The sequence below is a fragment of the Xenorhabdus sp. TH1 genome, from assembly GCF_037260955.1.
GTDB lineage: Bacteria > Pseudomonadota > Gammaproteobacteria > Enterobacterales > Enterobacteriaceae > Xenorhabdus > Xenorhabdus griffiniae.
The window spans coordinates 966280-992118 of sequence record NZ_CP147734.1 but is presented as its reverse complement, the minus strand read 5'-3'; the positions used below and the strand labels follow the sequence as shown (position 1 = coordinate 992118).

The window sequence follows — 25839 nt, the reverse complement described above, 5'->3', positions numbered from 1 at the left end:
TTAATCGTTCTGGGAATCGGACTTGACCGACTTCGGCAACAAAAAATTGACCACCTCCACACTGAGATTAATCAGATCACCAGGTGACATCATCATCAGGTCATTTTTGGTCAATGCAGGGGTGGTAACACGCGGCAAGACAAGCAGCATAGAATCCACATCCATTTCCAGCAATGCCTGTAAACGTACACCGCGCAACGCACCGCTGTTAGGTTTGCGTACCATCACTTCCGTAATTTCGCCGTTGCCTCGCGCCAGTGGTACTTCCAATTCAATGGTGCGCAGATCGTCATTTTGAGTATTCAGTGTTTCTGTCATGGTTCAACCTTGTTTATCCGATTAGAAACCTGTCTCAACAAGCACGATTAATACACTGATGAGACAGGAAATAAGTTTTAAAAAAGTTAATTGCTAAAAGAAGCGATTAAAAAAGACCGATAGCGCGGCGATGCTGCTCCAGACGATCTTCCCCACCTACTTTTTCAACCATATTGATGGTGTCGATTTCAATCAGTTCTTCACCATTCCATGTCAGTTTGAAATAAGTATTTTTGGCCGTGATTTTTGTCTGGGTGTTATCACCTTGTTTATAAGTACCGTGATCAAACTCCTGAAAACGACCACGCATTACAACTTCGACTGCAACCACTTCACCGTTATCTTCACTCTCAAAAGAACCAGCAAAGCGCAGCATGACACCGTCGGCTTTCGCGATACCCCACTGTTTGTACAGTTGATCTTCAACGCCACCCAGAGTGAATTCAGCATCCAGTGCGCCTTCATCCAGACCTAAATCCACCATTGCGCTGCCATTCATACCAGCACCACGATAGGCTTCCAGCTTGCGACTTAACTTAGGAAGCGTTAGCTCTTCCACGAGTCCCTGATAGTTGTTGCCATCATTGAACAAGTTCAGGTATTTAAGTTTGCGAGGTAATGCCATCAGTTAGCCCCTTATTTATTGATATTTTTCGCGAAATCCATCAGGTAACTATCTGTAAAGCGCTGGCGTAACATCATGTTTTCCAGTGGCGGTACAGGGGTATAGTTATAATCGATGGTCAGTTTTCCGGCTTTCAGGGTGTCTTTATCGTTGATTTTGTCGTCATACCAGCAACGACCATCAATGATGTAACCACCGGCTTTCAGTTCGCGGAACTTAGCATTGATACCTTCGATAATGTCGCGAACCAGCGATGGAGTCAGCGGCTTGTCGATTGCCCACATATGCGCGTCAGCCATGGTGTCAGCCAGAACCTGAGCAGTACGGGTGTAGCTTTCGAACTGGAACAGTGACTCATCAGAATCAGGACCAGCACAAGTGCGTGAACCCCAGAAACGAAAACCGTTTTTACGGATCAGTGTTGTGATGTGATTCTGGTTCAACAGATCAGAGTCCGTTCCAGTCTCTTGTAGATCCCAGAAAACATCGGCAGACAGACCCGTTACGCCGTTAACGCCCACATTGGACAGAGTTTTGTGCCAACCGATCTCTTCGTCGATTTTAGCGCGCAAGCCCAGTGCATAAGCCGTCGCAGGTGCGATAACTTCCCCCTTATCCCATCTTAGGAAATCAGGCCAAATCACCATCAGTTCACGCTGGCTGAAGGACTCGCAATACTTGATGACTTCAGGAACAGTTTTGCAGCTATAAGCGCTTACATATGCCATTGCTTTCAGTTGCTTAGCAATAACGGCCAGTTCAGTAGCTACAGCTTTTGAATCCAGCCCCGGAACACCCAGAATGCGAGGTTTAACACCGAGCTGGCTTTGCGCAGCGAGCAGTGCCTTCATACCCGTTTTCTTACCTTCTGGCGTAACGTCACCGATGATGTTAGTAAAGGTTTCTTCTAGAGTTTCACCCTCAGCCACACGAACCACGACAGTGATAGGTTGTGCCTGTGCTGCAATTGCTTTCAGTGATGTGGCCAAAGTGCCTTTTTCACCAGCTTTACCAATGGCGCTCATAACGTCAGTCAGTAATACCGGTGTGTTTAATGGAAATGTTTTTTCGTCTGCGTCAGGTGCAGTACAGACCATACCTACGATAGCGGTGCTAACGGTAGTGATGGTGCGCGTGCCTTCGTTAATTTCCTGAACACGGACTCCGTGATGATAATCTTGTGCCATATTAGCGTTCTCTCCTGTTAAGGTGTGCTGATATATTGGCGGATTGGATGGGAGAAATCATTCGATTGGCGGTGTGTGGGGGAAGGTACAAATCTAGATTAATATTTTTATTAATAATCAATATTTTAATTTTATATTTGATTTATTGTTGGGCGGGTAGAGAGAAATTAATAGCTTTTGGTGAGTGGCCTTTCGCTGATCAAATAACGAACCCTTTTGGCTTATTGTTAACTCAAAATTAGTTCAAAATTCATTCCATTTAGTATTGTTTCAAGTAATTCTGGTTTTTGGTTACTTTTTGACAAACTAAATTGGGACTTTTTCACCTCTATTTATATTGATTTTCAGGGAATAGGAGATTGGATCTTAGTTAGGTTCATAAGGATCCAGAGATTGTGAAAAACCTCGGTTTATCAGGAACGGTGCCCAATAACCGAAAAATTAACGGGAAACCGCTGTCAGCAGATATTACGGTGAATGCTACCGATGTAGGGGCGTTTCCTTGGGGTTTAACAAACAGTGTTCAAGGAGAAAATGGCGTCCCATGGAATGCATCATCCGGGGCATATAATGCCCAGTTAGTTGGACATTCTGCAATAGTTGTTCATTTTAATATAGGTATAGGCAGCACACCTGCACTCCAGTTAAAATCAATATATAAGAATGGTGGTATAGCCTATCGCTCAGCTAGGGATAGGGTTGGATTTGAAGAGGATTGGACAGAGATATATACCACTAAAAATAAGCCGACTGCGGGGGAGGTAGGGGCGTATTCCAAGAGTGAATCAGATAGCAGATATCAACCGCGTGGTGATTTAATAAATCTGGTGTATCCCATTGGGATAGTTTTATGGTTTGCGCAAAATAAAAATCCGAATAATTTATTTCCTGGGACATCATGGAGATATATTGGTGAAAATCGAACTATTCGTTTAGCCACTGCAAATGGCTCAGATGTATTGTCAACAGGTGGTAGTGATACTGTTATATTGACAGTTAATAACCTGCCTGCGCATGGTCATAGTTTTTCAGGTAATACTTCTAGTTTTGATTATGGTTCAAAAACCACTAATTACAGTGGCCTTCACTATCATGACAGTGGCTGGGGGGACGATCATCCATCCAATGCGCGACATGGGACATACGATAATACGCTAAACAATTTTGGAGCGAATCGCGCAGACTCCAATAACAGTAAATATAATACGAGCTTGGACGGTAATCATTCGCATACAGTATCGATTGGAGCGCATAAACACAGTTTTTCAGGTACTACAGCCAATAGCGGCAGTGGGGTAGCAATCAATGTCAAAAATGCCTATGTGATGTTAATGGGCTGGTATCGAACAGCATAGCTTATTTTTGGTAGCTATACTCAGTGAATAAGAACTAACCATGCGGTTTGATGATATTTTTGTGTAATAGAGTAGGGGAGAATGATCCCCTTTTTAAAATTTTAATTACGTGTTATTTAATATTTTTTTGATTTTTTCGTAATATATATCATCATAATATTCAGATATGGATTCTTTTACTAATGAGTAATCAGGAAGTTGCTTTCCATCTATAATGGATTGTAATTTCTTATATAAAGAATCCACATCGTTCAGTGGATATAATTCTCCATTAACACCTTCTTTGACAATATCAATAGTACCTGTTTGGCAATTAGAACTAATTACATAGACTCCATAAGATATCGCTTCACATAAAACCATTGGGAAGCCTTCATAAGATGAAGTTAACAATAAACAAGTTACATTCTTAATTTTTTTCTGAACATATACCCAAGGGTTTTGTTGCCAGCCATGCCACTTTATTCTATTTTCAATTTTAAGAAAAAGTGCAAGTTCTTTTAGTTTGTCAATTTCTTGATCTTCACCAGAGCCAACAATATTTAATGACCAATTTCCATTTATTCTAGAAAGTGATAAAAATAGTTCTTTTAGATTTTTTTGTCCACTAAAAGTGATTCTGCCTAAATATAAAAAAGAAATGTTGTTTTCTGAACGGCTTATTACCTCGTGTTTCGGTGTCACAGGATTATAAATAGTGTAAATATTGTCTGAGTTAACTCCTATATTGTAGAGTTGTTTGGTAATTCCAGAACTGATAGCTAAATGTTTATCTGCTAATAACATATATTCTGCCTTATACATGTTATGTAATGTAAAATGACACCAAGAAAGGATATTAGTACTACTTAAATTAAATCTTCTTGCCCATAGTGATATATAGCATGTTAACGAATCGTAAGAAATAATATGTTCTGGATTATGCTGTAAGATTAATTTTGAAAATTTATATGCGAAATGTAATCTTCTTAATTTTGTGTTTTTAATGTTCGATTTGATACGAATGTAATTTTTGTTATCAAGCCACTGATCATCAGGGTTTTTGAACTTATCCTCGAAAAAAACAAATAATATTTCATATCCATCTTTAGGTGTGGACATTAATCGGTAAAAATTATTGAAAACTGTTTCCATACCGCCAAATCCACTTAGATTATATCCAGCAATGAAAATTTTATTTTTCTTCATCATAATTCCAACAGTTGAACTTTGAAAGAATCCTAATATTCATTAGGCTTACTGAGTAAAAACACGATAGGTTTTTCACTCATTGCTACTAATTCTATAGTTTGTAATACATTAGGTAAACAATGATCCCGTTTAGCATCATCTTCCAGCAAGAGTGAGATAGGAATATTATTATATATTATTTTCTTATAGATATTCAGATGACTCATTGAACACCTAACTTCACTAAGAGTTAGATATATTTTATTGAAGTCTGGACAAAAAATTTTTTTAGAGTTGTTCATCAGACATTTCTTTCCCATACACCACTGTAATAAATTCAGCATCAAGATTAACTTTTTTTAACTGGTTTTGTATTGATAGTTTGTGATCTATATCTTTTTCTAAGTTAATGACAAAAACTTCCAAATTACACCATATTAAATTTTGATTAATTATATTAGCAGGATTTTATGTTTCATCAATGTAGTCAGCGAGCCATTGCATCATTTTGTGACGTTAGTCTAAATACTGTACATGATCATAGTCACCTCTACGTGCTCTCCTTGCTCGACGGAGTTGGCGTGCAACGCAAGAATGGTTTTATGAAACGGCGTGGCAAAGTCGTGCTGGAAGATAAAGACTATTCGGGAGGAAAATTTCGCGGTTACCTTCGCAAATTGAGAATAAAACGCATTATTCCTTATAAAATCAATGAAAAAGGGAATAGTGATGGGTGTATTCAATTTGATAAACAGTTCTATCGCCATCGGAATGTTGTTGAACGCTGTTTCGGTTTTCTCAAAGGAAATCGGCGTATCGCAACACATTATGAAAAGACTGCACGTAATTATCTGTCCATGGTGAAATTAGGTTGTATTCGACTATTTTACCGAAGATTATATAATTAAGGGACACAATCTAGATAAAATATATCCTGATATTTTAGTATGAGAATCTAACTTAATAAAACGATTATCAACCTCCACTTTTGTATAAACATGAATGTAGCGCTCCGCATGAATTGAAAAAATTTTTTATTTAAATTGCGCAAAATTATATTACGATAATGTTATTTTTAAAGTGTGATAACTCTGTATAACTTTTCTTTTGTACACCAACGCTCTTTGTAGTCAAATGTAGGACGGCCAAAACTAAACCTCATTTCAACCTCTTCTTTTTCTGAAAGCGTTATAGCATCTCTGACATTAACCCACATAGCAATTGTTCCAATAGAGCTATCTTGAAGATTCATATCTCTACCAATATTAATAAAATCAAAGTTAATCCAATTAACACACTGTTTTTTTATAACAAACTGAACAGCAGCTGGGTTATTGTTCCAAAATAAAATATTACCAAATTTCAAAGAAGGTATTTCATCCAGTAGTTCTTTTATCGCTTTTTTATCAATATGAATTTGTCGACGCATAAAGAATAACTCATCATAAATGTCAACAAATTCATCTGTTGTTATGTTTAAAATATTAATTAACTTACCACCATTATTAAAAAATCTTTTTAATTCCCTATTTCTTGTATTGACTGTTTTACCTGATAGTTTTTTTACAAAACATATTTCACGATGAGCATTTAATATATGGAATCCATTAATAACATTGTCTGCATTTTTACATGAAAGAAATTTTGATTTAAATGGCAATACACACTGATGCCCCTGCTTAATTGGGAGAATAATTTCATCAGAACAAACAGGATAAGGATTAGAAAATTTTTGTGATACGTTAGGATCACCAGCTAAATAATTAGCATCCCAAACACATACCGCCGCCAGTATATTGCCATTACCATCTATTTTAACGAAATACTTTTCATTAAAATTAAGTCTGCAATGTAAAAATTGAAGTACCTCAGGGGAAGTTGATATTCCTCCACCGTACAAATTATATGCTTCTACATAGTTATCAAAGCTAGCTTTCTTCCAACCAAACATTAGTGTTCCTGATATTTCATGTAAACAATCACAAGATAATAACCTAAATGGGTTAGGGGTGATTGACATTTTGGGTCATGCATTCAATTTGTTGTTTCTCATGCATACTCCTCACTTTTTCAGGAAATAAGATGACAACTGTAGAAGTGAAATGTAGATTTTGTCAACAAACTGAATCGGTAAGAAAACATGATACAGGTCAAGGTGAACGTCAGCGTTATCGTTGCCTGTCTTGTCGACGTACTTTTAAGCTTGAATATGCTTTTCGTGCTTGCCGGGTCGGCATAAAAGAATAAGTTGTGGATCTTGCAATGAATCATACTGGCATCCGTGACACTGCACAGGCATTGCATATCAGTATTAATACTGTCGTTCGCACTTTAAAAAATAATCCCCACGATGTGTAACTATATTACCGCTGGAGTATATGGAAATCCATCTCCTCTGTGAAGTCGATGAGATGTGCTCATTGCTCATTTATTGGAAATAAAAAGCAGCAATGTTGGTTATGGTATGCTTGGGAGCCTCGTCTGAAGCATATTATTGCACATACTTTCGGCCGACGAAGCAAAAAGACATTGAAGAAACTGCTCAAAAAATTATCGCACTTTAAAGTTGCTTTTTGGTGTACCGATAAATTCAAAGCTTACAACTTGTTGTCCACAGATAACTACTTCATCGGAAAAAGTTTTACGCAACGCATTGAACGTGAAAATCTCATTCTTAGAAACCAAATTCAGCGGCTGAATCGTAAGACATTGGTTATTCAAAATCACCGGAAATGCATAACTGCATGACAAAGTCATCGGGACTTTTATCGAAAGATAATATTCTATTTAAGACCAATCAACATCTTGAATACGTGACCACATTTTGTGTTCATAAATTATTCAGAATGTTCAGGCGTAGTAGTTTAAGCAATAAAATAATTTGAATAACAAATAAAAAAACACCTTCCTTGGCCATTTATTCAAGTTCTTAAAAACCGTATTCCATTTTCTAAATTCGGCGGGTAAATCCGGTCAAAGACAACCCATTCTTTATTCTTGGCATGATAGTTCGTAGTAATGCTTTTTGGCGAATACAATGATATTAGTTCATTATGCTGTTCAAACTTCCCCTCATAAAAACGTCAACATCTCCTAACTAGCAACATAAACTTTTCTTATTGAAGTATTCCCTTTCCCGTATGCTCTATGGATTTTTCTTCCACCATTGGTCGTTTTAAATGTACACCAATTATTATCTGTGTTACCACACCACATCGGTATATTATCAACAGGAGGTAAACAAAATGAATTCCAATCGTCATTAGCAAGAACCCAAACAATCTTACCGCGAATATCCTCATTGATGTTAACACCATCGCTACTTAATCCACCTCCATTATACAAGAGTTTCCAACCAATAACTTTTGTTCTCAAATACCTACTATCAGACTCTTCTTTGGTATAGCATTCCCCCCTAACCGCATAATTCCCCGCAGGCTGGTAGTTACCACGCGGTTGATATCTGCTGTCCGATTCACTTTTGGTATAAGATTCCCCTCTATTAACGTAATTTCCTTTCAGTTGGTATTTATTGTCAGACTCCCCTTTCGTATAGCTGTCTCCCTGCAAGGCAAATACACCTCCTCTACTAGGATGTTTAATTTCACCTTTCCATATACCATTTTGTTGAACTGTCCATACCCAAACGCCATCCCTTTGAAAAAAGTAGCTCAGATTATTCCCTGTTCCAGTGATGATACTTGGTGCTCTCACTGTACCCGTGAACGTTTCAGAGGTGGAGCTGGCATAGTTACCCAACGGCTGGTATTTCCGGTCGGATTCGTCTTTTTTATACGCCCCCACATCAGTGGCATTCAATGTAACGTCACCCGTCAGTGGTTTACCGTTGATTTTTCGGCTCGTTCGTACCGTATCCGCCAAACCGACGATGGGCAGGACTCGTATGGGTGCCAGTCACTGTTTTCAGACGATACGGTAAAAATCATGTACGACCCCGCTGGAATTACCATGGCGGTATATTGACGGAAAAATTGAAAAAATACCGACTGATTATATTTCAATTGCAAAACGTCAAAAATCACGTTTGATGGAAATAGCAAATTCTACTGTCGCCCCGCTACAGGATGTTGTAGACCTCAATATGGCCACCACCGCCGAAACGTCCGCATTAACCGCATGGCATAAATACCGGATGCTACTCAATCAGGTGGATTGCGCTACCGCCCCTGATATCCAATGGCCGGAACAGCCGAAATGAATATAGGGGCATAGAGCCCCTGATTGTTATTCTGGCGCTTTAGGTCAGTCAATGTTTGGTGCTGTCGAGCAGTCTACGCGGTTCAGGAGGAGATAGTACCGTTTCCATTCCGTCAGTTTGCTCTGTTCCGTATTCGTTGCCATCTGGAGGTCAACAGCATATTGCAACGGGGCAATAGCATCAGTAGCTTGAATCATTAGATATTTTTTCTGAGATTTGGCCTGCTGTGTTTTTGTAACTGATATGAGATTCTCGTTGGCTGTCACATCAACCCACTGTTGTTTCACCCCGAGACTGGATATTTGACTGGTGATATCATCAATTTCAGCACGGCTGTACAGCCTCAAATCCGCCGCCGTGGGTTTACTGGTGGTTGTGTATAACTCGCTCCAAACACTCCATTGACCTGAACTGCCGTTGTACACCCGAATATATGTATTAGAGCCCAACCACTCGGTATAGGTTTGTTTTACGCTGTGTCGGCCCGTTTTTATCACCGCCAGTGACCTTGCATGGCCAACTGGATAATTCAGATGTACCAAATCAGGCGAACTGGCACTCTGATAATACAATCCAGCGATATTCAGGTCGTTGAGGTTTTGACCGCCCAAATCAATCGCTGTGTCGAAAATATCGCGGAAATCAATATCCACATCACCCGTCAACGATTTTCCGTTAATTATCCGGCTAATTCGTACCGCATCCGACAAACCGTCTTTATTTATGCATTTTTTCGATTTATTAAATACTATTCATCTGATTTACATCTATTATTATGTTACCAACAAGTAGGCAATATAGTACCTGCTCGGTTGACTGATTTAAATTCACCATTAAGGTTTAAGGTTACTTCTTCACTCCATTGAAGTACCATTAAGTAATGGACAAAATTAAACAAAGAGCTTTAAAATGAAAACACTAAATTATAATTACCTATCTAAACTAGACCATCTAAGATTTTTTGCTGCCATTTTAGTTATTTTCCATCATTGCAGAGGTAAAATTGTTTACTCTGGAACAATTGACAGTTTATCTGATTTAGCCTCTCTATGGCTTCGGTGGGGGTCAACGGGAGTCAGTTTATTTTTAGTATTATCAGGATTTTTATTCTGTATTATTTCGGATGCAGGAAGAAAAAAAATTGAATATAAGAGTTTTATAAAAAATAGAATATTAAGAATAGCACCAATGGCGACTTTATTTGTATTTATTGTTATTTGTATCAATCAAGCACAGTCCACTCCTATGGATGTCCTCAGGTTACTTACATTACAACTGAATACTGGCAATCCTAGTACTGGATGGGGGCATCAATATTATCCTATGGGGCCAATCTGGACTATTGCAGTAGAATTTCAATTTTACCTTCTATTTCCATTTTTAATTATATTTATGAAAAAAGACGGCATAAAAACGATTAGCGGAATAATAATTGTTTTTATTCTAATAAAAATATCTCTAGTTATTTTCAACGGAACGGGTGTCTACCCTCGTCTTTACCATTCTATTATCGGAAGATTAGACCAATTTTTAATTGGAATGATTGCGGGATATTTTTACTTAAAAGGTTATTTCAGAGAAACTAATTTTATATCAGCCACCATGATTGTTATTGCTTTAGTTGGTATAACTGCGTTTATGCATTTTAATTCCCAGAACTCCCCCCTATTTATACCTTTTTCGTTCACTATTGAGGCATTTTTTTGGTGTCTTTTGATTTATGGTTATGTGTCTTGTAATATCAAAATCCCAAAAAAGTTTGATATGGCGCTTGCCTATTTGGGGAACCTTAGTTTTTCAATGTATCTACTTCATCTCGCAGTATCTAAAGCTGCATATTTGACAATACTTAATCCACCTAAAAATAATATTGAGGCTGTTACCAATGCTGCATTTTTAATTATTCCAATAACAATTATTTTATCAATTATTACATTCAAATTCATAGAAAAACCATTTCTTGAACTCAGAATCAAATATACTAAATAACTATCGGGGCGTAGTGCCCCGTTTGTTATTTCGGCTGCTCCGGCCATTGGATATCGGGGGCAGTAGCGTAATCCACCCGATTGAACAGCACCCTGTATTTGCGCCATTCGGTTAATGCGGATTTTTCGATATCGGTGGAGATACCTAAATCAACAGTATCTTGTCGCCAATTAATTTCACTGTTCGTTGTCGATTTTAGGTAGTTTTTCTGCTGCTCAACCATTGCAATAAACTCTGTACCTGACGGTGGCGGCTGCTCAGTCAAAACAGGATAGCCATTGTTACCAGAATTGATGATCTTTCCGCTTCCTTGTCCTGAGAGTAGCAGTTGCCAGTTTTCAACAGATATTTCTACCAGGTCATCCGGCAGTGGGTCATATTGAATATCGCTCGGGTAAAAACCGTTGGTTGTTGCTGACCAAAAAATTTTCATTTTTATTTTTCTCTCATCAATAACCGATTGCCACCCAGCCGAAATCTATAGCAATAGCGTTATTACTATTGAGGTTCCAGCCACGAGCTAAGAAACTAAATCTATCGATATGACTAAACGTGGCTACTGTCGGGTTTTTGGTATTACTCTGTTCTGAACCAATGATTATGCAGCATTGTGCTGGAAACGATAACGGAAACGCGAATGTGGTACCGTTCTGATGCGCAGTTACTCTCCCCCATTGGATGATTATTCCACCCGGCAGACGTTGGTAACCGGAGCGAGCTGGCTGAGATTTGAAAAATGACATATCGGGAATTTGATTTGGCCCGTTCCCAATGGCTCGATAGACCGTTTCCACTAAACCGAGGTTTTTCACAAACGCCTGTTTATCTGGAATATCCGCACCGTTCTTGTTTTTTTCCAGACGAGTATTGGCATTATTATTCGCCGCATTAGCCAAATCATAAGCTGTCTTTACCGATTTTGGTGTTGCCGCATGAATTTCGCTATTGCTATCCACCGCGCTACTTAGGATCACAAATCCCTTTTCTTTTAGCGTCGCATCAGGATGGTTATGGCTGTTTGCATGTTTCTTAATAGAATCGTCCACATACTCACGCGTAGCCAAAATCACAGACGGGTCAACTTTCAGAGTCACTGCATCAGCGCTGCTGACAATCAAGATCATACGGATAGTCTGTGTACGACCGGAGCCTTCCTGTAATTGTGGTTTATAGGTTTCTGCACAGTTACCTACAGCAATCAGAATGCCATCTTTGTCATACAAGCCGATTTCACGGATCCACCAACCGCCTTCGTTTTCAGGAATAACCTGTTCTGCAATGATTTGGTTGGTGTTTTTCGGATCAATGCTCAGCGTATTAATCGCTGCACGACGTTTTTCATTAATCAATTTGGTTTGTTTAGTATCTGGCGTCGGCAAGCTGCCATCACCATCACCAACAGCCATATGGGTAATTTCAATTTTAGTACCCAAGGCCGCAGCATTTGCTAACTTATCTGCACCTAATTGCGTCAGTAGCGCAAAATATTTGGTACTCATGCTCTAATCCTCATGTCATCAATAATATGTACACCCGCGCCCACAACTTCTGAGCTGGATATTGTTATTTGTTCCGGGAAATAAGGGTAAATCGTCAGTTCGTCACCACTGTAAGTCGCCGCTGAGTAGTGATATTCGCCACGTGTATCTAGGTTGATGTCCAATCCAATCAAATGTCGGCTCACTGGCTTAGCATCGAAAATCAGGTTTTCCAACTCTTCGAACATTTCATGGGTAATTCCATTTTCCAATACACCGATATCCAGCCGGAAAGTGCCCGGAGCATCGTTGGTTTGCCACCATTCTTTTACGCGGATGAGATAACCCAATGGCTCGACAACTCGCCGAATCGCACCAATCGTTCCTTTATGTTTATGCAAGAATAGGGAGCTTTTTATCACTTCTCTTTTGATACTTTCAGGCCAACGTTCATCCCAGCGATCAACTGACCATGCCCAAGCCAGATAAGGCAGTAGTGATGCCGGACAAGTGTCTGGATCCCACAACTCGCGTAACGGAACCTTGACCTTCTGCAATTCAGCGCAGGCTTTGGCCGCTGCAAGTTCTAACTGAGTCGAGCCTATCGGCAGAAGGCGATCACTCATCCGAACCTCCCATCGTCAGGGTAGTTTTAGTGCAGTAAGATGCCTGCGTTTTATCCAGTACTACGTCTTTTAACGGTGCCTTCAATTCCACGCGCTGGACACCTTCCACATGCAGTGCGGCATAAATCGCTGACAAACGAATGTCACGCCCCAAACGATGCTGTGCTTCAACATAATGTTTCAGTCGCTGTTTTGCTGCCTTGTAGATAGGTTCTGATTCTGGTGTAGGGAAAATGTACAACTCTGCATCAATTTCATATTCCACAATGTTTGCTGATTGGACTTTCAGACGATCCGCCACTGGACGCACATTTTCATCGTTTAGCGTTTTTTCGACTATTTCCAGTAACTCTTTGGAAGCAATACCCTTGTCTTCCCGCGACATAATGGTCACAGTGACATTCGCTGGCGACGGGCTGATTGCCGAAGCGTCAGCGACACGACCATCCGCACTGCGTGCATGGTATTCATACGCGCCGACTGGACCGGCAACACTCAAACCTTCAAAAGCCTGTGGGATACGCACGCGGTAATCGTTGTCAGATTCCATCACTGCTGGTGTCGGTGGCACGGTAGAATTATCCGCAGGATGCAGAACCATACGGGATACGTTGTTGTTCGCCCCCAATTGATCCAAATCGCTGCCTGTTGAATAGGCCACCATCACCGCCCGCGCTGCTTCGTTAACCCGTTGACGCAAGAGCAGCTCACGATAAACGTTCTCTTCCAACAACTTGACCAAAGGTTCAGATTCCAGTTGCAAAGTACGTGCAATGGCGTCTTGCTGATCTTCTGGATAGAGCGAGATCAAGCCTTTTTTACGCTCTTCCAGCAGTTGTTCGTAATCCAGTGGCTCCACCACATCCGGTGGTGGCAACTGGCTTAAATCGATTGTTGGCATGATTTATTACCTCACCGGGAATGGCTCACCGGAATAGAAAGTGAAAATTCCTTGGCGGATTGATGATAACTACCTGTAATATCCACCACCATTTTGCCGTCCTGTCTGGTTTCCATCGTAATGGAGGTCAGTATCACGCGTGGCTCCCAACGGCTGATTGCGGTATAGCTGGCCGCCATAACCTGAAGCCGGAGCGCTGCATTTTGCGGCCAGTCAATCAGCTCTGACAGCAAAGAGCCGTAAGTACGACGTGCGATACGGCTGCCCACAGGGGTTAATAAAATATCGCTGACGGATTGCCGGATATGTGCCAAATCTGTTAGCTCTCGTCCCGTCTGCCGATTCATTCCCAAGTACATCATACGGGGCCTCCTGATGTGTCACCGCCTGACCTGATGCCGGTGTGTTTATGGGAATCCACGACCACGCCATTGGAACTGAAAGTGCCTCCGGTGTGTTCAATATTGCCTGCCATTTTGCCGCCGTTGCGCACAATCAAGTTGCCTGTGCTCATTAGCTGCGTACAGATGACCTCCGGTGTATCCAGCGTAATTCGGGTGCTGGCGACACAGGTGATTTCCGGCGCGGTAATATGGACGGAATCCAACGCAGTCACTGTTGCGGTTTTGATGCCAATCACAGTCAATGCACCAGATTGCGGTTCATACTCCATCACAGCACCATCCGGAAACTTGATATACGTCGCTTCAGGTGATGTTGATGGCGCCGGAAATTCATCTGAAAAAATCGCTGGCAATACAAAGGCGGTGGTCAGATCTCCGCCTATGGACAGTAATAAAACCTGCTCACCAACACTGGGCGCCCACCATGTGCGGGAGTTTCCCGCTCTAGATGTCAACCAGTGCAGCCAGTTGGTTTCAAGATTACCTGTCGCGACGCGGCACATTCCCTTTGCGGTATCCACTTGGGTAATAACGCCGGTTCGGATCAGGTTGCGCAATAAGCGCATCAGTTCAGTGAGTTGTGTGTTCATGACGTAAGAATGCCATGAAATAGCAGGTTGGACATTAAACTGAATTTGTAGGAAACAGCATACAAATCCAGAATAAAAACCCTTTTAAATCAATTAAATAAAAAAGACCTCCTTTGGAAAAAGAAGGCCTTAAAAACAGCATTGCTAAGGTGTAATCATTCTGATTTACATTGTCGAACAACATCCCGTACATACTGTTGTAAATAGTCTAATTTGGCTTGATCTTTGATGATGCCGGTTCGGATATCGTAAATAGCGCGTCCAGCTTTTGCAGTGAGTTCGACTTGGGTTCCATCGCCCATGCTGCGGGGGCGGGTATCTCGGTTTTGGGTGAGCTGACAGGTAGCAAGGTTAGCGGCGGCGATTTGCACCCGCCGATGACCAGCAACAATGTCAGCACGCAAAGCCGCATTTTCTTCGGTAGCATGAGCTAATTTTCCTGAATAATATTCATCCAATTGTGCAGCCCGATTTTGTGCATCTTTCATTTGCTGAATAGCTGCCAACGTTTCTGAATGGGCTTGTTGGTTGATAGCAACAAGCTGCTCAGCCTGTTGCTGTTTTAAATCCGCCACTTCGCTGAGAAACAGGGTGCGATGTCCCCACCAGCCAAGACTCCCACCAATAACCAAGCTCATAATTAACGGCACCTTTTTTATTGTATTAATTCCCAACAAACCAGTTCAGTCTCCTCTTCAATCCCAAAGCTGGATAATAGGTTTACTGGCAGCAGGTATAAATTCCGGCATTTCAACTTTCGTTCCATGCGGCAGTACTGCCCCACAATCCGCTAATCCAGGATTTGCCTGTAACACACGCTCAGTCATCCCCAATGTGCGACCATAATGACGCCAGCAAATGGCATCTACGGTCTCATTTTGCTGTGCGATAACTTGCATACACTCTCCTTTTTCTTTGCAGAAACCAGTTAGTAAATCGGAGAGTTATGATCAAATAATTAGCGAAATGCTTCAATGCGGTGGGATTGTTAGGTAAGTAGTACAAATAAAGGAAATTCAATCCAAATAAATCAAGAGTAGAAAAGGGTTTCCTGCCCTTGATTTATTTCTTATTACAATGAATTTCTCTTCGTAGGACGGAGTTAATCCTTATCAGTGTTAATCAGATAACCAACTATCATCCTCCCAAACCTCTTGAATGAGTTCCATCATGTGATCGTGTTCACTGCTTTTTTTAGTCCCTGTCACTCTTACGGAGGTGCTGCTGCTAATTCCAATTCTAAAATTTGTATCAGGATAGTGTGGTAATATTCTTTTTTTTAGTTCACTTTCTAATGAAGATATGACTGGCTCAGAAATATTAGTTCGTTTATCGAAAAGTATTTCTATTCGCATTTTTTTCTCCTCCAAATCTATTCTTCTATGTGCTCATAATTCCTTAACGTTTTATTACCGTTCTCTTCATTACCTAACAGATTGTTTTCCTGTTTACCCTGGTAACTGTTAAACCTTTTTTCATAAGGTGCAGATAGCTCTGCTATCCAAACCAGTGCCAGCTCTTTGTCTTCCGCATGATTACATTCGCAACTTGTTGCCATTCTAGCAATGAAATTGATACGTTGCGCTACCAATGATTCTATAAGAGATTCCACTGATCTACCTGCCTCCACATAAGAAACTGTATATGCATACAGTACATGCAATAAAGCTAAATTTGAAGTAATTTTTAACTGTTTTAATAATTAAATTTGATAGTTAATAACTATTATCTGTTGTTTTAACAGAAACATTTACTAATTTAATTTATTTTTCTACTATGATAATTCTATGATCTATCGAATACTTTATCTTTCTACTTACCCTGTTAATTCGTATACTTATTGACCTAACTCGAACTCAAAATTTGACAACTACACCATTGTGATGAGCAATATCGGAGCAAGATTCGCGTTGCCATAAACAACTCCATTTTTCATTTTCCAAATCAGAGTACTTGAAAAATGTACGTATGATTAATCGTTGTTTTTCCTCTTAGGTAAAATGTTGAATTCATTATCATGGAGAGGACACCGGATATTCGCCATATTTTCCATCAATATTTTTCTACAAGACTTTCCTCAAAATTCCCCGCTATTTCCAACACTCTCTTCATTTCAAACTCTCAATCTATCCTCAATGGCATTTCCGAAATACTTCGATATAGGCATAAAGATTGAAATTTGGGCGTTCATGATGCAATATCTCTCAATGGTTTTCATCTTAACCAATCTGGGCTCACCGAAGATCTTGTATCGAGAAATTAGGCGGGATATCAATAGCTCTTATCTGTACTATCAATGAAAAATACCAATATTGAGATAAAAATGGGGACCGATAGTGGGGGAAGACCTGCTATTGAACGTCTTGTCCGCGCATATGGATTTAAATCACGTCAGGCCCTAAGTGACCATTTGGGCGTTTCCAAAAGCACGATGGCAAACCGCTACCTTCGTGATAGTTTCCCTGCGGATTGGATCATCCAGTGCAATCTCGAAACTGGCGCTTCACTGCTGTGGCTGAGCACGGGTCAAGGAGAAATGTTCCCAGATGGAGAAAGCGGCAAAAAAGCGGAACGGTTGGAAAATATCATTGCCCCATCCATCTCTCGTGTAAAATTATCGGGCGGTAAACTCAATGAAATTAGCCCTGTGATCCTGGACAGCGAGTTGATTTCCAAGGAACTCAAAAATCCACTGGTTGTTGATGATGGTGCCTCATGGTATCTGCTAGATACGCAAGAAGGCAATATTCAAGATGGTTTATGGCTGGTGGATATTGAAGGTATGCACAGTATCAAAAAGATTGTCAAAATCCCAATCAGCAAGATTCGGGTCAGCGATAGCAACGTTACTTTTGATTGTGCAATCAGCGATATCAAATTTATTGGCCGCGTCGCTCTGGTCATATCCAGACAATAAATAATCTGACATAAAACAGTTGCCATCAAGGTTATAGTCATGAGGATAACCTTGATGGCATTCAACCATTTTCATACAAAATCTGAACGCTGAAACCGATACAGAACATGCTCCCTTAATGGATGGTTTTCTTCTAACCCAGGGTGAAGAAATGTTTTTTCATCCCTAACCATACCCAATTTTTTCATGACATTTTCCGAGCGATAATTAGAAACCGTCGTAAAAGCAACAACTTCCTCCAATCCGATTTCCGTAAATGCAAAGTCAAAAATTCTGCGGGCAGCTTCACACGTATAGCCTTTTCCCCAAAATGGCTTGTCCAAACGCCAGCCGATTTCAACAAAAGGTGAGAATGGAAATTTGATGTTCGGGACATTCAGTCCTACAGAGCCGATAAATTCACCATTCTGTTTTAATTCAACCGCCCATAATCCCCAACCACCCTGCGTCTCAAACTTGTGGATACAATTATCAATAAAAGTATTGCTCTGCGCTTTAGTCAGTATGTCAGGAAAAAATTCCATTACGTCGGGGTTGCTACTTAAGTGAAAGAAAGGTTCTCTGTCCTCGGCTTTCCAGGCACGGAGCCGCAATCTTTCTGTTTCCAATTCGAAAACCACAACGCCTCCTTGATTATCAAGCGTTATTTTTCGCTTTTGGCTTGTCACCTTGATTTTCTCTAATGGAAATCACTCGTTCCATTTCTGGTTTTTTCTTATTATCAACCTGTTCGGATTGACCAAAAAACAACCCGCCGCGTCGAATTGACATACTGCCGCAACGGCTAATGCCCCGTAACTCGCCATGTTCAAGGATATCTAATGTTTCCGCACAGCACGTGCCTTCAACATGACCATCAATGATAATTTCAGGTGCATTCAGCTCACCTTCTACTTTGCCGGCATGCATAATCCGAATGGCACCACCTTTTACACGAATATTGCCAACCACTTTACCCCAGATCTGGATATCTCCTTCCATTTCGACATCCCCTTTGAAAACAGTGTCTTTTGCAATAATGGTATTAGGGCGGATCTCGGCTTCAGGTAATTTTTTCTCTTCAGGCTTGATGCCCATAGCAGGTGTCGCAGAACTGGCAGTTGCTGCCTCGGTTGTTTTTTTTCCAAACATAGCGTTTATTCTCAATTTCATTTTCATAAAGTAAAACACTAAGGCTAAAAAAGATAAAATTGCTGTCATAGTGCAACTAAAATGCGCACCATACAGATATAGTCCCAATGCAATTCCCCAAAGGAGCCATACACTGCATAAAAAAGCATTATCTGAAAAACGATACATTGTCATATTGTTCTCGTTTTTGTGGTTTTTTCTTATATTTCATCAGCAAAATATATCTATACATATGCCTTAGCAGGTAACAGAAACAGGCTGTGGAAGAACATCCTACCATTGTATAAGTATAAAAAACAATCTACGAAGCTATAACAGAGGGATTTATAGCGTTATTACACGGATAAAGCTTCTATTTTAGTTTAATCCTCTGATTTTCTATAATTTTTTTCATATTTATTAAATAATAACAATCCCTAAATATAAATTTAATTTCTTATTTCATAAATATAAACCATATATCCAATCTAACTTCAAGATGCGTGTGATATCTCCCAGCTTCGCTGGAGGGATATCAAGTTTCATATAGTGTCGTAAATGGCAACTTGAAGTTTAATGCGTATAAATTCACAACTCATCAACAACACATAAAAAGTATTAATAATGATGCATCATATTTGAGTTCATAAAAACACGCTATACTCAATAGCTATTTGGTTTATATTTACTTAATATATGAATATGCAATTATAACTAAATGGGTTAACATTCCATTTTTAAACCAAATAGATCAACAATAATTTATATTTTTTTAATATTAATTTTTATTTCAATATCAATGTCTATTTGAATAATGAATCAGATTACGTTTTTAAAATCATCTATCGATTAATTATCAACATTAACAAAACCTTAAAAAAACCACAAAAGCATTAATAAAAACAAGGTAAAAAATCGAAAAATTATTTTTGACCACAAAAAAATCACATTTAAATCTAACACAAAAATTCATTTAGTTATATAATGACAGTAGATATTTAATAATAAAAAAACACTTCATGCACTCATCAAAAAATGATTACTCACGATACGGAAAATTAGGAGTATTAGATGAAAAGGACGACGGGCTTAAATCAAAAGAATATTTGCACGATCCAATTAACTATGCCAGATTTCAATATTCTGGAACATAAACAAAGAGGGCTATATATTTTACTTGATGGCGAAATGGTATGGAAAGATTGTATAAACACTTATCACATTAAAGCAAATGAAATCCTTTTTACCCACCCCGGAAGTTATGCAGCTAAAACCAATACAGAAAGTTGCCAACTATTATGGTTACCGTTACACATGGAGTTTTTACGTAGTTTTTTACAACGTTTCGGATCATTATTAAGTCAGTTAGGGCGACAGGAGTTTCCTGCTTCTAGGTTGATTCCTTTTAACCAATCCCCCTTGTTAACGGAAAGTATTCGCGGGCTGACGAACTTACTGACGCATGATTCCCCTCCAGCTTTGGTTCAACTGAGAGTTGAAGAGTTATTGTTACTGCTTTCCTTGGGTAAGCAGGGGACACTACTCATGTCTATTCTACGGAAATTAAGCAACCGTCAGGTAGAACGCCTGCAAACATTTATGAAAGCTCACTATCTCAAAGAATGGAAATTAAATGACTTCGCACGTGAATTTGGTATGGGGTTAACTTCTTTTAAGGAGCTTTTTAACAGTGTCTATGGCACTTCCCCCAAGGCCTGGATTAGTGAACAACGCATTCTTTATGCACATCAATTATTACTCAATAGCGAAATGAGTATCGCCGATATTTCACTGGAATCGGGTTTTTCCAGTCAGTCCTATTTCACTCAAAGCTATCGCCGACGTTTTGGTTGTACACCTAATCGCTCCAGATACGGCAAAGATTAGCGATTCATTTAATAACGAATCGTTAGTGTGATATTCCATAAATCAAGGCCTTCCAGTTTGATATAAACTTGTTTAGATCAAACTGAAAAGCCGCAATCCCAATTAGGCGAAGAGATTATGATCGTTTTTATCGATCAATCTCCTCTAATTGATCTGTGCAATCCATTGGACGGCGGTATCTCATATCACATATAGTCATGGTGACTCATTACTGTTTAGAGCTAATCCGACTAAGCTCTAAGTCACCACCAGGGATTTTTATATTTGCCGTATCTTTGGCCTGCTTCCGCGCAGGCTTTTTTATTCTTTTTTGTTGCTATCCGCACTATAAAAGACCGTACCTAATTTAATTCTTTCACGGCCGGTAGCCAGGCGATGACGATTAGTATCCCGCAACGAGTAAATACAGCCACAATATTCCTGCTGATAGAACTCTTCTCGTTTACTGATTTCTATCATACGGGCAGATCCGCCCCCTTTGCGCCAGTTATATTCCCAATACATTAAGTCAGGGTAACGGGAAGCGGCACGAACTCCACATTCATTGATTTGCTGCATATTTTTCCAGCGTGAAATCCCGAGTGAGCTGGTAATCACTGGAAAACCATGTTCGTGGGCATAAAGCGCTGTTCGTTCGAAACGCATATCAAAACACATTGTACAACGAATACCGCGCTCAGGTTCATTTTCCATTCCTTTCGCGCGTTCAAACCAATTATCACGATCGTAATCGGCATCGATAAAAGGAATACCCATCTCCTGCGCAAAACGGATATTTTCATCTTTGCGCAACTCGTATTCTTTCAGGGGATGAATATTCGGGTTATAGAAAAATATTGTGAAATCAATCCCTGAAGCCAACATTGCTTCCATCACTTCCCCAGAACATGGTGCACAACATGAGTGCAGCAGCACTTTCTTGTTCCCATTTGGCAATGGAAGAGGTTTACGCTCATAATTCAGTGACATAATATTTCTTACCTGATTCAGACAATAAAAAATCAGGAAGAGAACAAATCCCCTTCCTTGTGTTTACTGGGTAGACATTTTACCTTCTTCTACTGTCTTACGACAATCTTTGTAAAAGGATCAAGCCTCCGGTACTTCTGGTAAAACTTGCCCACCATCAACGACTATCGTTTGTCCGGTAATATATTTCGCTTCATCGGAAGCCAGGAAACAGGCAGCATAGCCAATATCTTCTGGCGAACCCAAAGCCCGCATTGGCGTGATCTCTTTCGCATAACTGAGGAACTCATCACCAAATGACTTTAAACCTTCCGTCATGATCATGCCTGGCATAACCGCATTAATAGTGATGCCTTGTCCCGCGTATTCCAACGCGGCACTGCGCATAAACCCGAGTTGCCCCGCCTTACTGGCACCATAGTGGCTGTAACCCTGAATGCCTGTTATTTCTCCCGTTATTGATGACGTGATAACAACACGCCCGTAACGCTGCTTTTCCATGACATTCAATGCCGCCTGTACCAGGAAAAATGTCCCTTTAAGGTTGACCGTGTGCACTAAATCCCAATCCGCCGCTGTCATATCTTTCAGATAATGCTGTGGAAAAATACCTGCATTGGAACAAAGAATATCGAGCCTACCGTACTTTTCAACAATCTGGGCAATCACGTTTTTACATGCTGCTTGATCAGTCACATCAAGGGGAATGAAATCCACCTCCAGCGCTTTGGCAATAGCTTTTCCTCTCAGCTCATCAGTGCCGGCAATAATAGTAACAGCTCCCTCTTGCTTCAATACCTTGGCAATGCCCGTGCCAATACCTTTGGTGCCGCCTGAAATGAAAGCAATTTTTCCCGCTAAATCGAACATAGCTTTTCCTTTTATATTTAGTAGTGAGCGTTTTTTTATTATCTATACCTATTTCACTTCAAGATGCACATTGTTTCTCCCCGCTTCGCGGGGAGAAACAATGAGTTATGTTGTCTTATAATGAGTAAATTGAAAGGTAACGCGTATATACGCATTACAATTGACAACATTATATTAAACCTGATATCTCCCCCTCTTTGCGGGGAGATATCAGACGCACCTTGAAGTTAGATTGGTATAAAATAGAATTATTCAATTTATTTTTAAACCGTAACTTTATCAGGTTTAATTAATGAAAGCTGCATATTAAAAAACATAAAATAAGGCCGCATTATTTACATGAAAAATTGAAATAAAACCCCCTCCTTAAATTTTTCCGATATTGCTTATTCTTCTGCCAGAGATTACTTTTAAAGTACGTAACATTTTATTAACGATAATGAGATGGAGTGAAGAGTATGATTCTCAATAATTCATTCTTACATGAATATACCGGTACAGCATTATCACCGATTTTATTTCTTAAAAGAGCTGTATTAAGCAATGGTAGTGATATTGCCATTATTGATGGCAAACAACGTTGGACCTGGCACCAATATGCCAATCGCTGTGAAAGGATTGCTATCTCTCTCCAACAATTGGGAGTAGATAAAGGGAGCGTAGTCTCGGCTATTTTACCCAATATCCATGAATTGCTTGAGTTACATTTTGCTGTTCCTTTATCCGGCGGTATTCTTAATGCCTTGAGCACCCGAACAGATGCAGCCACATTAAATTTTGTTTTTGAAAAATTGCATCCCAAGATATTATTTATCGACAAAAACTATCTTTCGCTATTAAATAATGTCTCTTTTAATAATCCAATTAAGATAATTATTGTTGATGAAAATAATTTAGCGATTCCTATATCCCCTGCCGGCCATGAATTTATCGCTTACGAATCACTGGTAACCGAACACTCATCAAAGTCACTCTCATTTATCCAAATTGACGAACAAGCCACTATTAGTATCAATTGCACTTCGGGCACCAGCGGGCAACCAAAACTGGTTGTGTATTCTCACCGTGGGGCATTTTTAAATGCTATTTCCAATATCCTGGATTGGGACATGCCTAAACGTCCCATCTTTTTATGGACTCTTCCCATGTTTCACTGTAATGGTTGGTGTTTCCCCTGGACAGTTGCGGCACGGGCTGGCACACACATCTGTATCAGGAAATTTGATGCAGAAGAAGCAATGCAACTGATCCAGGAACATCACGTTACCCATTATTGTGGTGCCCCGATTATTCACTACTCTTTAGGCAAGATAACGCAAAAGCATAAAAAGCATTTTAATGGTCATGTTTATGGCCTGATTGCTGGTGCCCCACCGACAGAAATGATGTTTTCATTGCTGGACGAAGTCGGTATCAATGCAACGCATGTTTATGGATTAACCGAAACTTATGGCCCTGTGGTTGTTTGTGAAAACAAGCATGAATGGCAATCACTGCCAAAATCAGAAAAAGTCTTAAAACGGATGCGTCAGGGAATTGTCTCTAATTTGCAAGGTCAGGTGAGCGTTATTGACGAAAATAACTTAGCAGTGCCTTTTGATGGCAAAACCATCGGTGAGATCGCAATCCGCGGTAATATCGTAGCAGCTTATGATCCTGTACGCCATGTTACACCGGAGGTCACTAACCAATGGTTTTATACGGGTGATTTAGCCGTCGTCGATCCTGATGGCTATATCAAAATCATCGATAGGAAAAAAGATATCATTATTTCCGGTGGTGAGAATATTTCCAGCCTTGAACTGGAAAATGCCTTATCCAGTTATCCAAATGTATTAGCGGTTGCTGTTGTGGCAAAACCCGATCCCTATTGGGGAGAAGTCCCCCATGCTTTTATTGAACTCGATGAAAATACAACAATCACGGAGCAAGAATTAGACGATTATATTTGTACGGTAATAGCACGCTATAAACGCCCTAAAGGATATACTTTTTTAACTTTACCGCGAAATGCCAATGGCAAAGTGGTAAAAGATCAATTGAGGAAACGTGTCAAAGACTAATATAGCCAGCATAAAGAGAATAACGATAAATTAATCCCTTGGGCTTAATTTACGGCGCTATTACGTGCGGCCTTTCTAACGCCGGTAAATTGATCCCACTGCTTGCCAATTTCCCCATATGGCAATACATCGAGCAGGCTGCATCAATCAGCGACATCGCCATGGCCGCACCACTCCCCTCACCAAGGCGTAAATCTAAATGCAAGTAGGGTTGCAAATTCAAATATCGTAGCGCCAATACCGCACCTTTTTCTGCCGACAGATGGGAAGGGATGCAATACTCCCGTGCGATGGGAGATAGTTGACATGCGGCTAATGCTGATGCGTAGGACAAAAAACCATCAAGTACCACAGGTACACCAGAAGCCGCCGCCCCCAGAATCACACCGGCCATGCCGACAAGTTCAAATCCTCCCACTTTTGCCAACACATCAATGGCGTTATTGTGATCTGGTTGATTGATGGCAATAGCCTGCCGCACAATGGATTGTTTATACGCCAGCCGCTCAGAAGGAAAATTAGCGCCTAACCCAACCACATCACAGGGATCATTGCCTGTCAGGACACTGATAACCGCGGCTGCCGCAGTCGTATTGGCAATTCCCAGCTCACCAATACCAAATACCGTTATTCCTGCTGCAATACGCTGTTGCACCAATTGTGCGCTTGCCAGCAACAACATTTCAGCGTGTCCATAATCCATCGCAGCCCCCTTGGCAATATTACCGCAGCCCCGTGCGATTTTAAGGGACAACATATGTTCGATAGGATCACAATCTATGCCAATATCCACCGGCAAAACATGTGTTCCACTGTTTTTCGCCAGCACACAAACACCTGTTAATCCTTTCAACATATTGCGTGCCTGTATGGCCGTAACGTTTTTAGGTGAAATAGCCACACCTTCGTCATATACACCATGATCAGCACACATGACGATAATCTCTTTTTGCAGATTTTGTAGGCCAACAATACCTGGCATACCCGATAATTGTATCGCCAACGCTTCAAGACGCCCCAAACTTCCCAATGGCTTGACTAGGCTGTCAATGTGCTGTGCCGCTTTTTCCATATTTCCCCGATCCAAGGGTTGGATCGCATCAATCAATGATTGTAGTGTCATGTTTATCCATCCAACCGACATTCTGTCGAAGCGTTGAA

The 25839-nt window shown here is 40.3% G+C and carries 28 protein-coding genes and 4 pseudogenes; 8 read left to right on the top strand and 24 right to left on the bottom strand.

Translation table 11 applies throughout. From position 1 onward, the window contains the following. From WDV74_RS04360 to WDV74_RS04350, 3 genes are all read right to left on the bottom strand, one after another. Positions 1 to 318 (bottom strand): phage tail assembly protein, encoded by a 318-nt coding sequence (locus WDV74_RS04360; RefSeq protein ID WP_338884850.1) that lies wholly within the window; start codon positions 316 to 318, stop codon positions 1 to 3. Between the two features lie 106 nt (positions 319 to 424). Continuing rightward, positions 425 to 943 carry a phage major tail tube protein gene (locus tag WDV74_RS04355; protein ID WP_338884848.1) on the bottom strand — a complete coding sequence of 173 codons (519 nt, stop codon included), beginning with the start codon at positions 941 to 943 and terminating at the stop codon, positions 425 to 427. Positions 944 to 954: 11 nt separating this feature from the next. Then, a complete protein-coding gene (locus WDV74_RS04350) occupies positions 955 to 2130 on the bottom strand; it encodes a phage tail sheath protein (protein ID WP_338884846.1) in 1176 nt (391 codons plus the stop codon). A 395-nt stretch (positions 2131 to 2525) separates the two neighbouring features. On the opposite strand from WDV74_RS04350, the gene WDV74_RS04345 reads away from it, so the two are divergent. Continuing rightward, positions 2526 to 3485 (top strand): hypothetical protein, encoded by a 960-nt coding sequence (locus tag WDV74_RS04345; RefSeq protein ID WP_338884844.1) that lies wholly within the window; start codon positions 2526 to 2528, stop codon positions 3483 to 3485. Positions 3486 to 3590: 105 nt separating this feature from the next. Here WDV74_RS04345 and WDV74_RS04340 read toward each other — a convergent pair whose 3' ends face one another. Together WDV74_RS04340 and WDV74_RS04335 are read right to left on the bottom strand one after the other, a co-directional pair. Next, positions 3591 to 4673, bottom strand: a complete 1083-nt coding sequence (locus WDV74_RS04340) for a glycosyltransferase (protein ID WP_338884842.1) — start codon at positions 4671 to 4673, stop codon at positions 3591 to 3593. Between the two features lie 32 nt (positions 4674 to 4705). Continuing rightward, on the bottom strand, positions 4706 to 4957 hold the full coding sequence (locus tag WDV74_RS04335) for a glycosyltransferase family 25 protein (protein ID WP_338884841.1): 252 nt from the start codon (positions 4955 to 4957) through the stop codon (positions 4706 to 4708). 261 nt (positions 4958 to 5218) lie between these two features. Between WDV74_RS04335 and WDV74_RS04330 the strand changes: the two are divergent. After that, a pseudogene (locus WDV74_RS04330) lies at positions 5219 to 5563 on the top strand (transposase); the annotation flags it as partial. Between the two features lie 167 nt (positions 5564 to 5730). On the opposite strand, the gene WDV74_RS04325 reads toward WDV74_RS04330, so the two are convergent. Next, on the bottom strand, positions 5731 to 6606 hold the full coding sequence (locus tag WDV74_RS04325) for a hypothetical protein (protein ID WP_338884839.1): 876 nt from the start codon (positions 6604 to 6606) through the stop codon (positions 5731 to 5733). Positions 6607 to 6737: 131 nt separating this feature from the next. Here WDV74_RS04325 and WDV74_RS04320 point away from each other — a divergent pair. Further along, positions 6738 to 7434, top strand: a pseudogene (locus WDV74_RS04320) (IS1 family transposase). Between the two features lie 98 nt (positions 7435 to 7532). Here the strand turns inward: WDV74_RS04320 and WDV74_RS04315 are convergent. Both WDV74_RS04315 and WDV74_RS04310 read right to left on the bottom strand, forming a co-directional pair. Further along, positions 7533 to 7625, bottom strand: a pseudogene (locus WDV74_RS04315) (IS5/IS1182 family transposase); the annotation flags it as partial. A 123-nt stretch (positions 7626 to 7748) separates the two neighbouring features. Beyond that, entirely contained in the window at positions 7749 to 8474 is a 726-nt protein-coding gene (locus WDV74_RS04310; RefSeq protein WP_338884838.1) for a hypothetical protein, read from the bottom strand. Between the two features lie 139 nt (positions 8475 to 8613). Between WDV74_RS04310 and WDV74_RS04305 the strand changes: the two genes are divergently transcribed. Continuing rightward, positions 8614 to 8874, top strand: coding sequence for a tail fiber assembly protein (locus tag WDV74_RS04305; RefSeq protein WP_338885531.1), 261 nt, complete (start codon positions 8614 to 8616; stop codon positions 8872 to 8874). A gap of 44 nt (positions 8875 to 8918) precedes the next feature. On the opposite strand, the gene WDV74_RS04300 is transcribed toward WDV74_RS04305, so the two are convergent. After that, the gene (locus WDV74_RS04300; protein ID WP_338884837.1) at positions 8919 to 9584 is read right to left on the bottom strand and encodes a tail fiber assembly protein; all 666 of its coding nucleotides are present in this window, start codon (positions 9582 to 9584) and stop codon (positions 8919 to 8921) included. A 199-nt stretch (positions 9585 to 9783) separates the two neighbouring features. On the opposite strand from WDV74_RS04300, the gene WDV74_RS04295 reads away from it, so the two are divergent. Then, on the top strand, positions 9784 to 10863 hold the full coding sequence (locus WDV74_RS04295; RefSeq protein ID WP_338884836.1) for an acyltransferase: 1080 nt from the start codon (positions 9784 to 9786) through the stop codon (positions 10861 to 10863). Positions 10864 to 10888: 25 nt separating this feature from the next. Here the strand turns inward: WDV74_RS04295 and WDV74_RS04290 are convergent, their stop codons facing one another. The 10 genes and pseudogenes from WDV74_RS04290 to WDV74_RS04245 form a co-directional block, all read right to left on the bottom strand. After that, positions 10889 to 11296, bottom strand: coding sequence for a tail fiber assembly protein (locus tag WDV74_RS04290; RefSeq protein WP_338884834.1), 408 nt, complete (start codon positions 11294 to 11296; stop codon positions 10889 to 10891). 349 nt (positions 11297 to 11645) lie between these two features. Continuing rightward, positions 11646 to 12362: pseudogene (locus WDV74_RS04285) on the bottom strand (phage tail protein); the annotation flags it as partial. Continuing rightward, a complete protein-coding gene (locus WDV74_RS04280; protein ID WP_338884833.1) occupies positions 12359 to 12967 on the bottom strand; it encodes a phage tail protein I in 609 nt (202 codons plus the stop codon). The pseudogene WDV74_RS04285 and the gene WDV74_RS04280, both read right to left, overlap by 4 nt. Next, on the bottom strand, positions 12960 to 13868 hold the full coding sequence (locus tag WDV74_RS04275) for a baseplate assembly protein (RefSeq protein WP_338884832.1): 909 nt from the start codon (positions 13866 to 13868) through the stop codon (positions 12960 to 12962). Before WDV74_RS04275 ends, WDV74_RS04280 begins: the two co-directional genes overlap by 8 nt. Positions 13869 to 13879: 11 nt before the next feature. After that, the gene (locus WDV74_RS04270; protein ID WP_338884831.1) at positions 13880 to 14230 is read right to left on the bottom strand and encodes a GPW/gp25 family protein; all 351 of its coding nucleotides are present in this window, start codon (positions 14228 to 14230) and stop codon (positions 13880 to 13882) included. After that, complete coding sequence (locus tag WDV74_RS04265) at positions 14227 to 14862, bottom strand: phage baseplate assembly protein V (protein WP_338884830.1); 636 nt, start codon at positions 14860 to 14862, stop codon at positions 14227 to 14229. The genes WDV74_RS04270 and WDV74_RS04265 overlap by 4 nt, the downstream gene beginning before the upstream one ends. A gap of 155 nt (positions 14863 to 15017) precedes the next feature. After that, the gene (locus WDV74_RS04260; RefSeq protein WP_338884828.1) at positions 15018 to 15500 is read right to left on the bottom strand and encodes a lysis system i-spanin subunit Rz; all 483 of its coding nucleotides are present in this window, start codon (positions 15498 to 15500) and stop codon (positions 15018 to 15020) included. A 57-nt stretch (positions 15501 to 15557) separates the two neighbouring features. Further along, a complete protein-coding gene (locus tag WDV74_RS04255) occupies positions 15558 to 15761 on the bottom strand; it encodes a tail protein X (RefSeq protein WP_338884827.1) in 204 nt (67 codons plus the stop codon). A 219-nt stretch (positions 15762 to 15980) separates the two neighbouring features. After that, a complete protein-coding gene (locus tag WDV74_RS04250) occupies positions 15981 to 16217 on the bottom strand; it encodes a DinI-like family protein (RefSeq protein WP_338884826.1) in 237 nt (78 codons plus the stop codon). A 17-nt stretch (positions 16218 to 16234) separates the two neighbouring features. Beyond that, complete coding sequence (locus WDV74_RS04245) at positions 16235 to 16474, bottom strand: hypothetical protein (protein WP_338884824.1); 240 nt, start codon at positions 16472 to 16474, stop codon at positions 16235 to 16237. A gap of 711 nt (positions 16475 to 17185) precedes the next feature. Between WDV74_RS04245 and WDV74_RS04240 the strand changes: the two genes are divergently transcribed. After that, on the top strand, positions 17186 to 17779 hold the full coding sequence (locus tag WDV74_RS04240) for a phage repressor protein CI (protein WP_338884823.1): 594 nt from the start codon (positions 17186 to 17188) through the stop codon (positions 17777 to 17779). A 71-nt stretch (positions 17780 to 17850) separates the two neighbouring features. On the opposite strand, the gene WDV74_RS04235 is transcribed toward WDV74_RS04240, so the two are convergent. After that, the gene (locus WDV74_RS04235; protein ID WP_338884822.1) at positions 17851 to 18399 is read right to left on the bottom strand and encodes a GNAT family N-acetyltransferase; all 549 of its coding nucleotides are present in this window, start codon (positions 18397 to 18399) and stop codon (positions 17851 to 17853) included. A 16-nt stretch (positions 18400 to 18415) separates the two neighbouring features. Beyond that, positions 18416 to 18910 (bottom strand): polymer-forming cytoskeletal protein, encoded by a 495-nt coding sequence (locus WDV74_RS04230; RefSeq protein WP_338884820.1) that lies wholly within the window; start codon positions 18908 to 18910, stop codon positions 18416 to 18418. Positions 18911 to 19960: 1050 nt separating this feature from the next. Here WDV74_RS04230 and WDV74_RS04225 point away from each other — a divergent pair. Continuing rightward, complete coding sequence (locus tag WDV74_RS04225) at positions 19961 to 20776, top strand: AraC family transcriptional regulator (protein WP_338884819.1); 816 nt, start codon at positions 19961 to 19963, stop codon at positions 20774 to 20776. Positions 20777 to 21076: 300 nt separating this feature from the next. On the opposite strand, the gene WDV74_RS04220 is transcribed toward WDV74_RS04225, so the two are convergent. Then, on the bottom strand, positions 21077 to 21745 hold the full coding sequence (locus tag WDV74_RS04220; protein ID WP_338884818.1) for an epoxyqueuosine reductase QueH: 669 nt from the start codon (positions 21743 to 21745) through the stop codon (positions 21077 to 21079). A 120-nt stretch (positions 21746 to 21865) separates the two neighbouring features. Further along, positions 21866 to 22615 (bottom strand): SDR family oxidoreductase, encoded by a 750-nt coding sequence (locus WDV74_RS04215; protein WP_338884817.1) that lies wholly within the window; start codon positions 22613 to 22615, stop codon positions 21866 to 21868. A 458-nt stretch (positions 22616 to 23073) separates the two neighbouring features. Between WDV74_RS04215 and WDV74_RS04210 the strand changes: the two genes are divergently transcribed. Beyond that, the gene (locus WDV74_RS04210) at positions 23074 to 24678 is read left to right on the top strand and encodes an AMP-binding protein (RefSeq protein WP_338884815.1); all 1605 of its coding nucleotides are present in this window, start codon (positions 23074 to 23076) and stop codon (positions 24676 to 24678) included. A 49-nt stretch (positions 24679 to 24727) separates the two neighbouring features. Here the strand turns inward: WDV74_RS04210 and cobT are convergent, their stop codons facing one another. After that, positions 24728 to 25801 (bottom strand): nicotinate-nucleotide--dimethylbenzimidazole phosphoribosyltransferase, encoded by a 1074-nt coding sequence (gene cobT / locus WDV74_RS04205; RefSeq protein WP_338884814.1) that lies wholly within the window; start codon positions 25799 to 25801, stop codon positions 24728 to 24730. Positions 25802 to 25839: the final 38 nt, after the last annotated feature.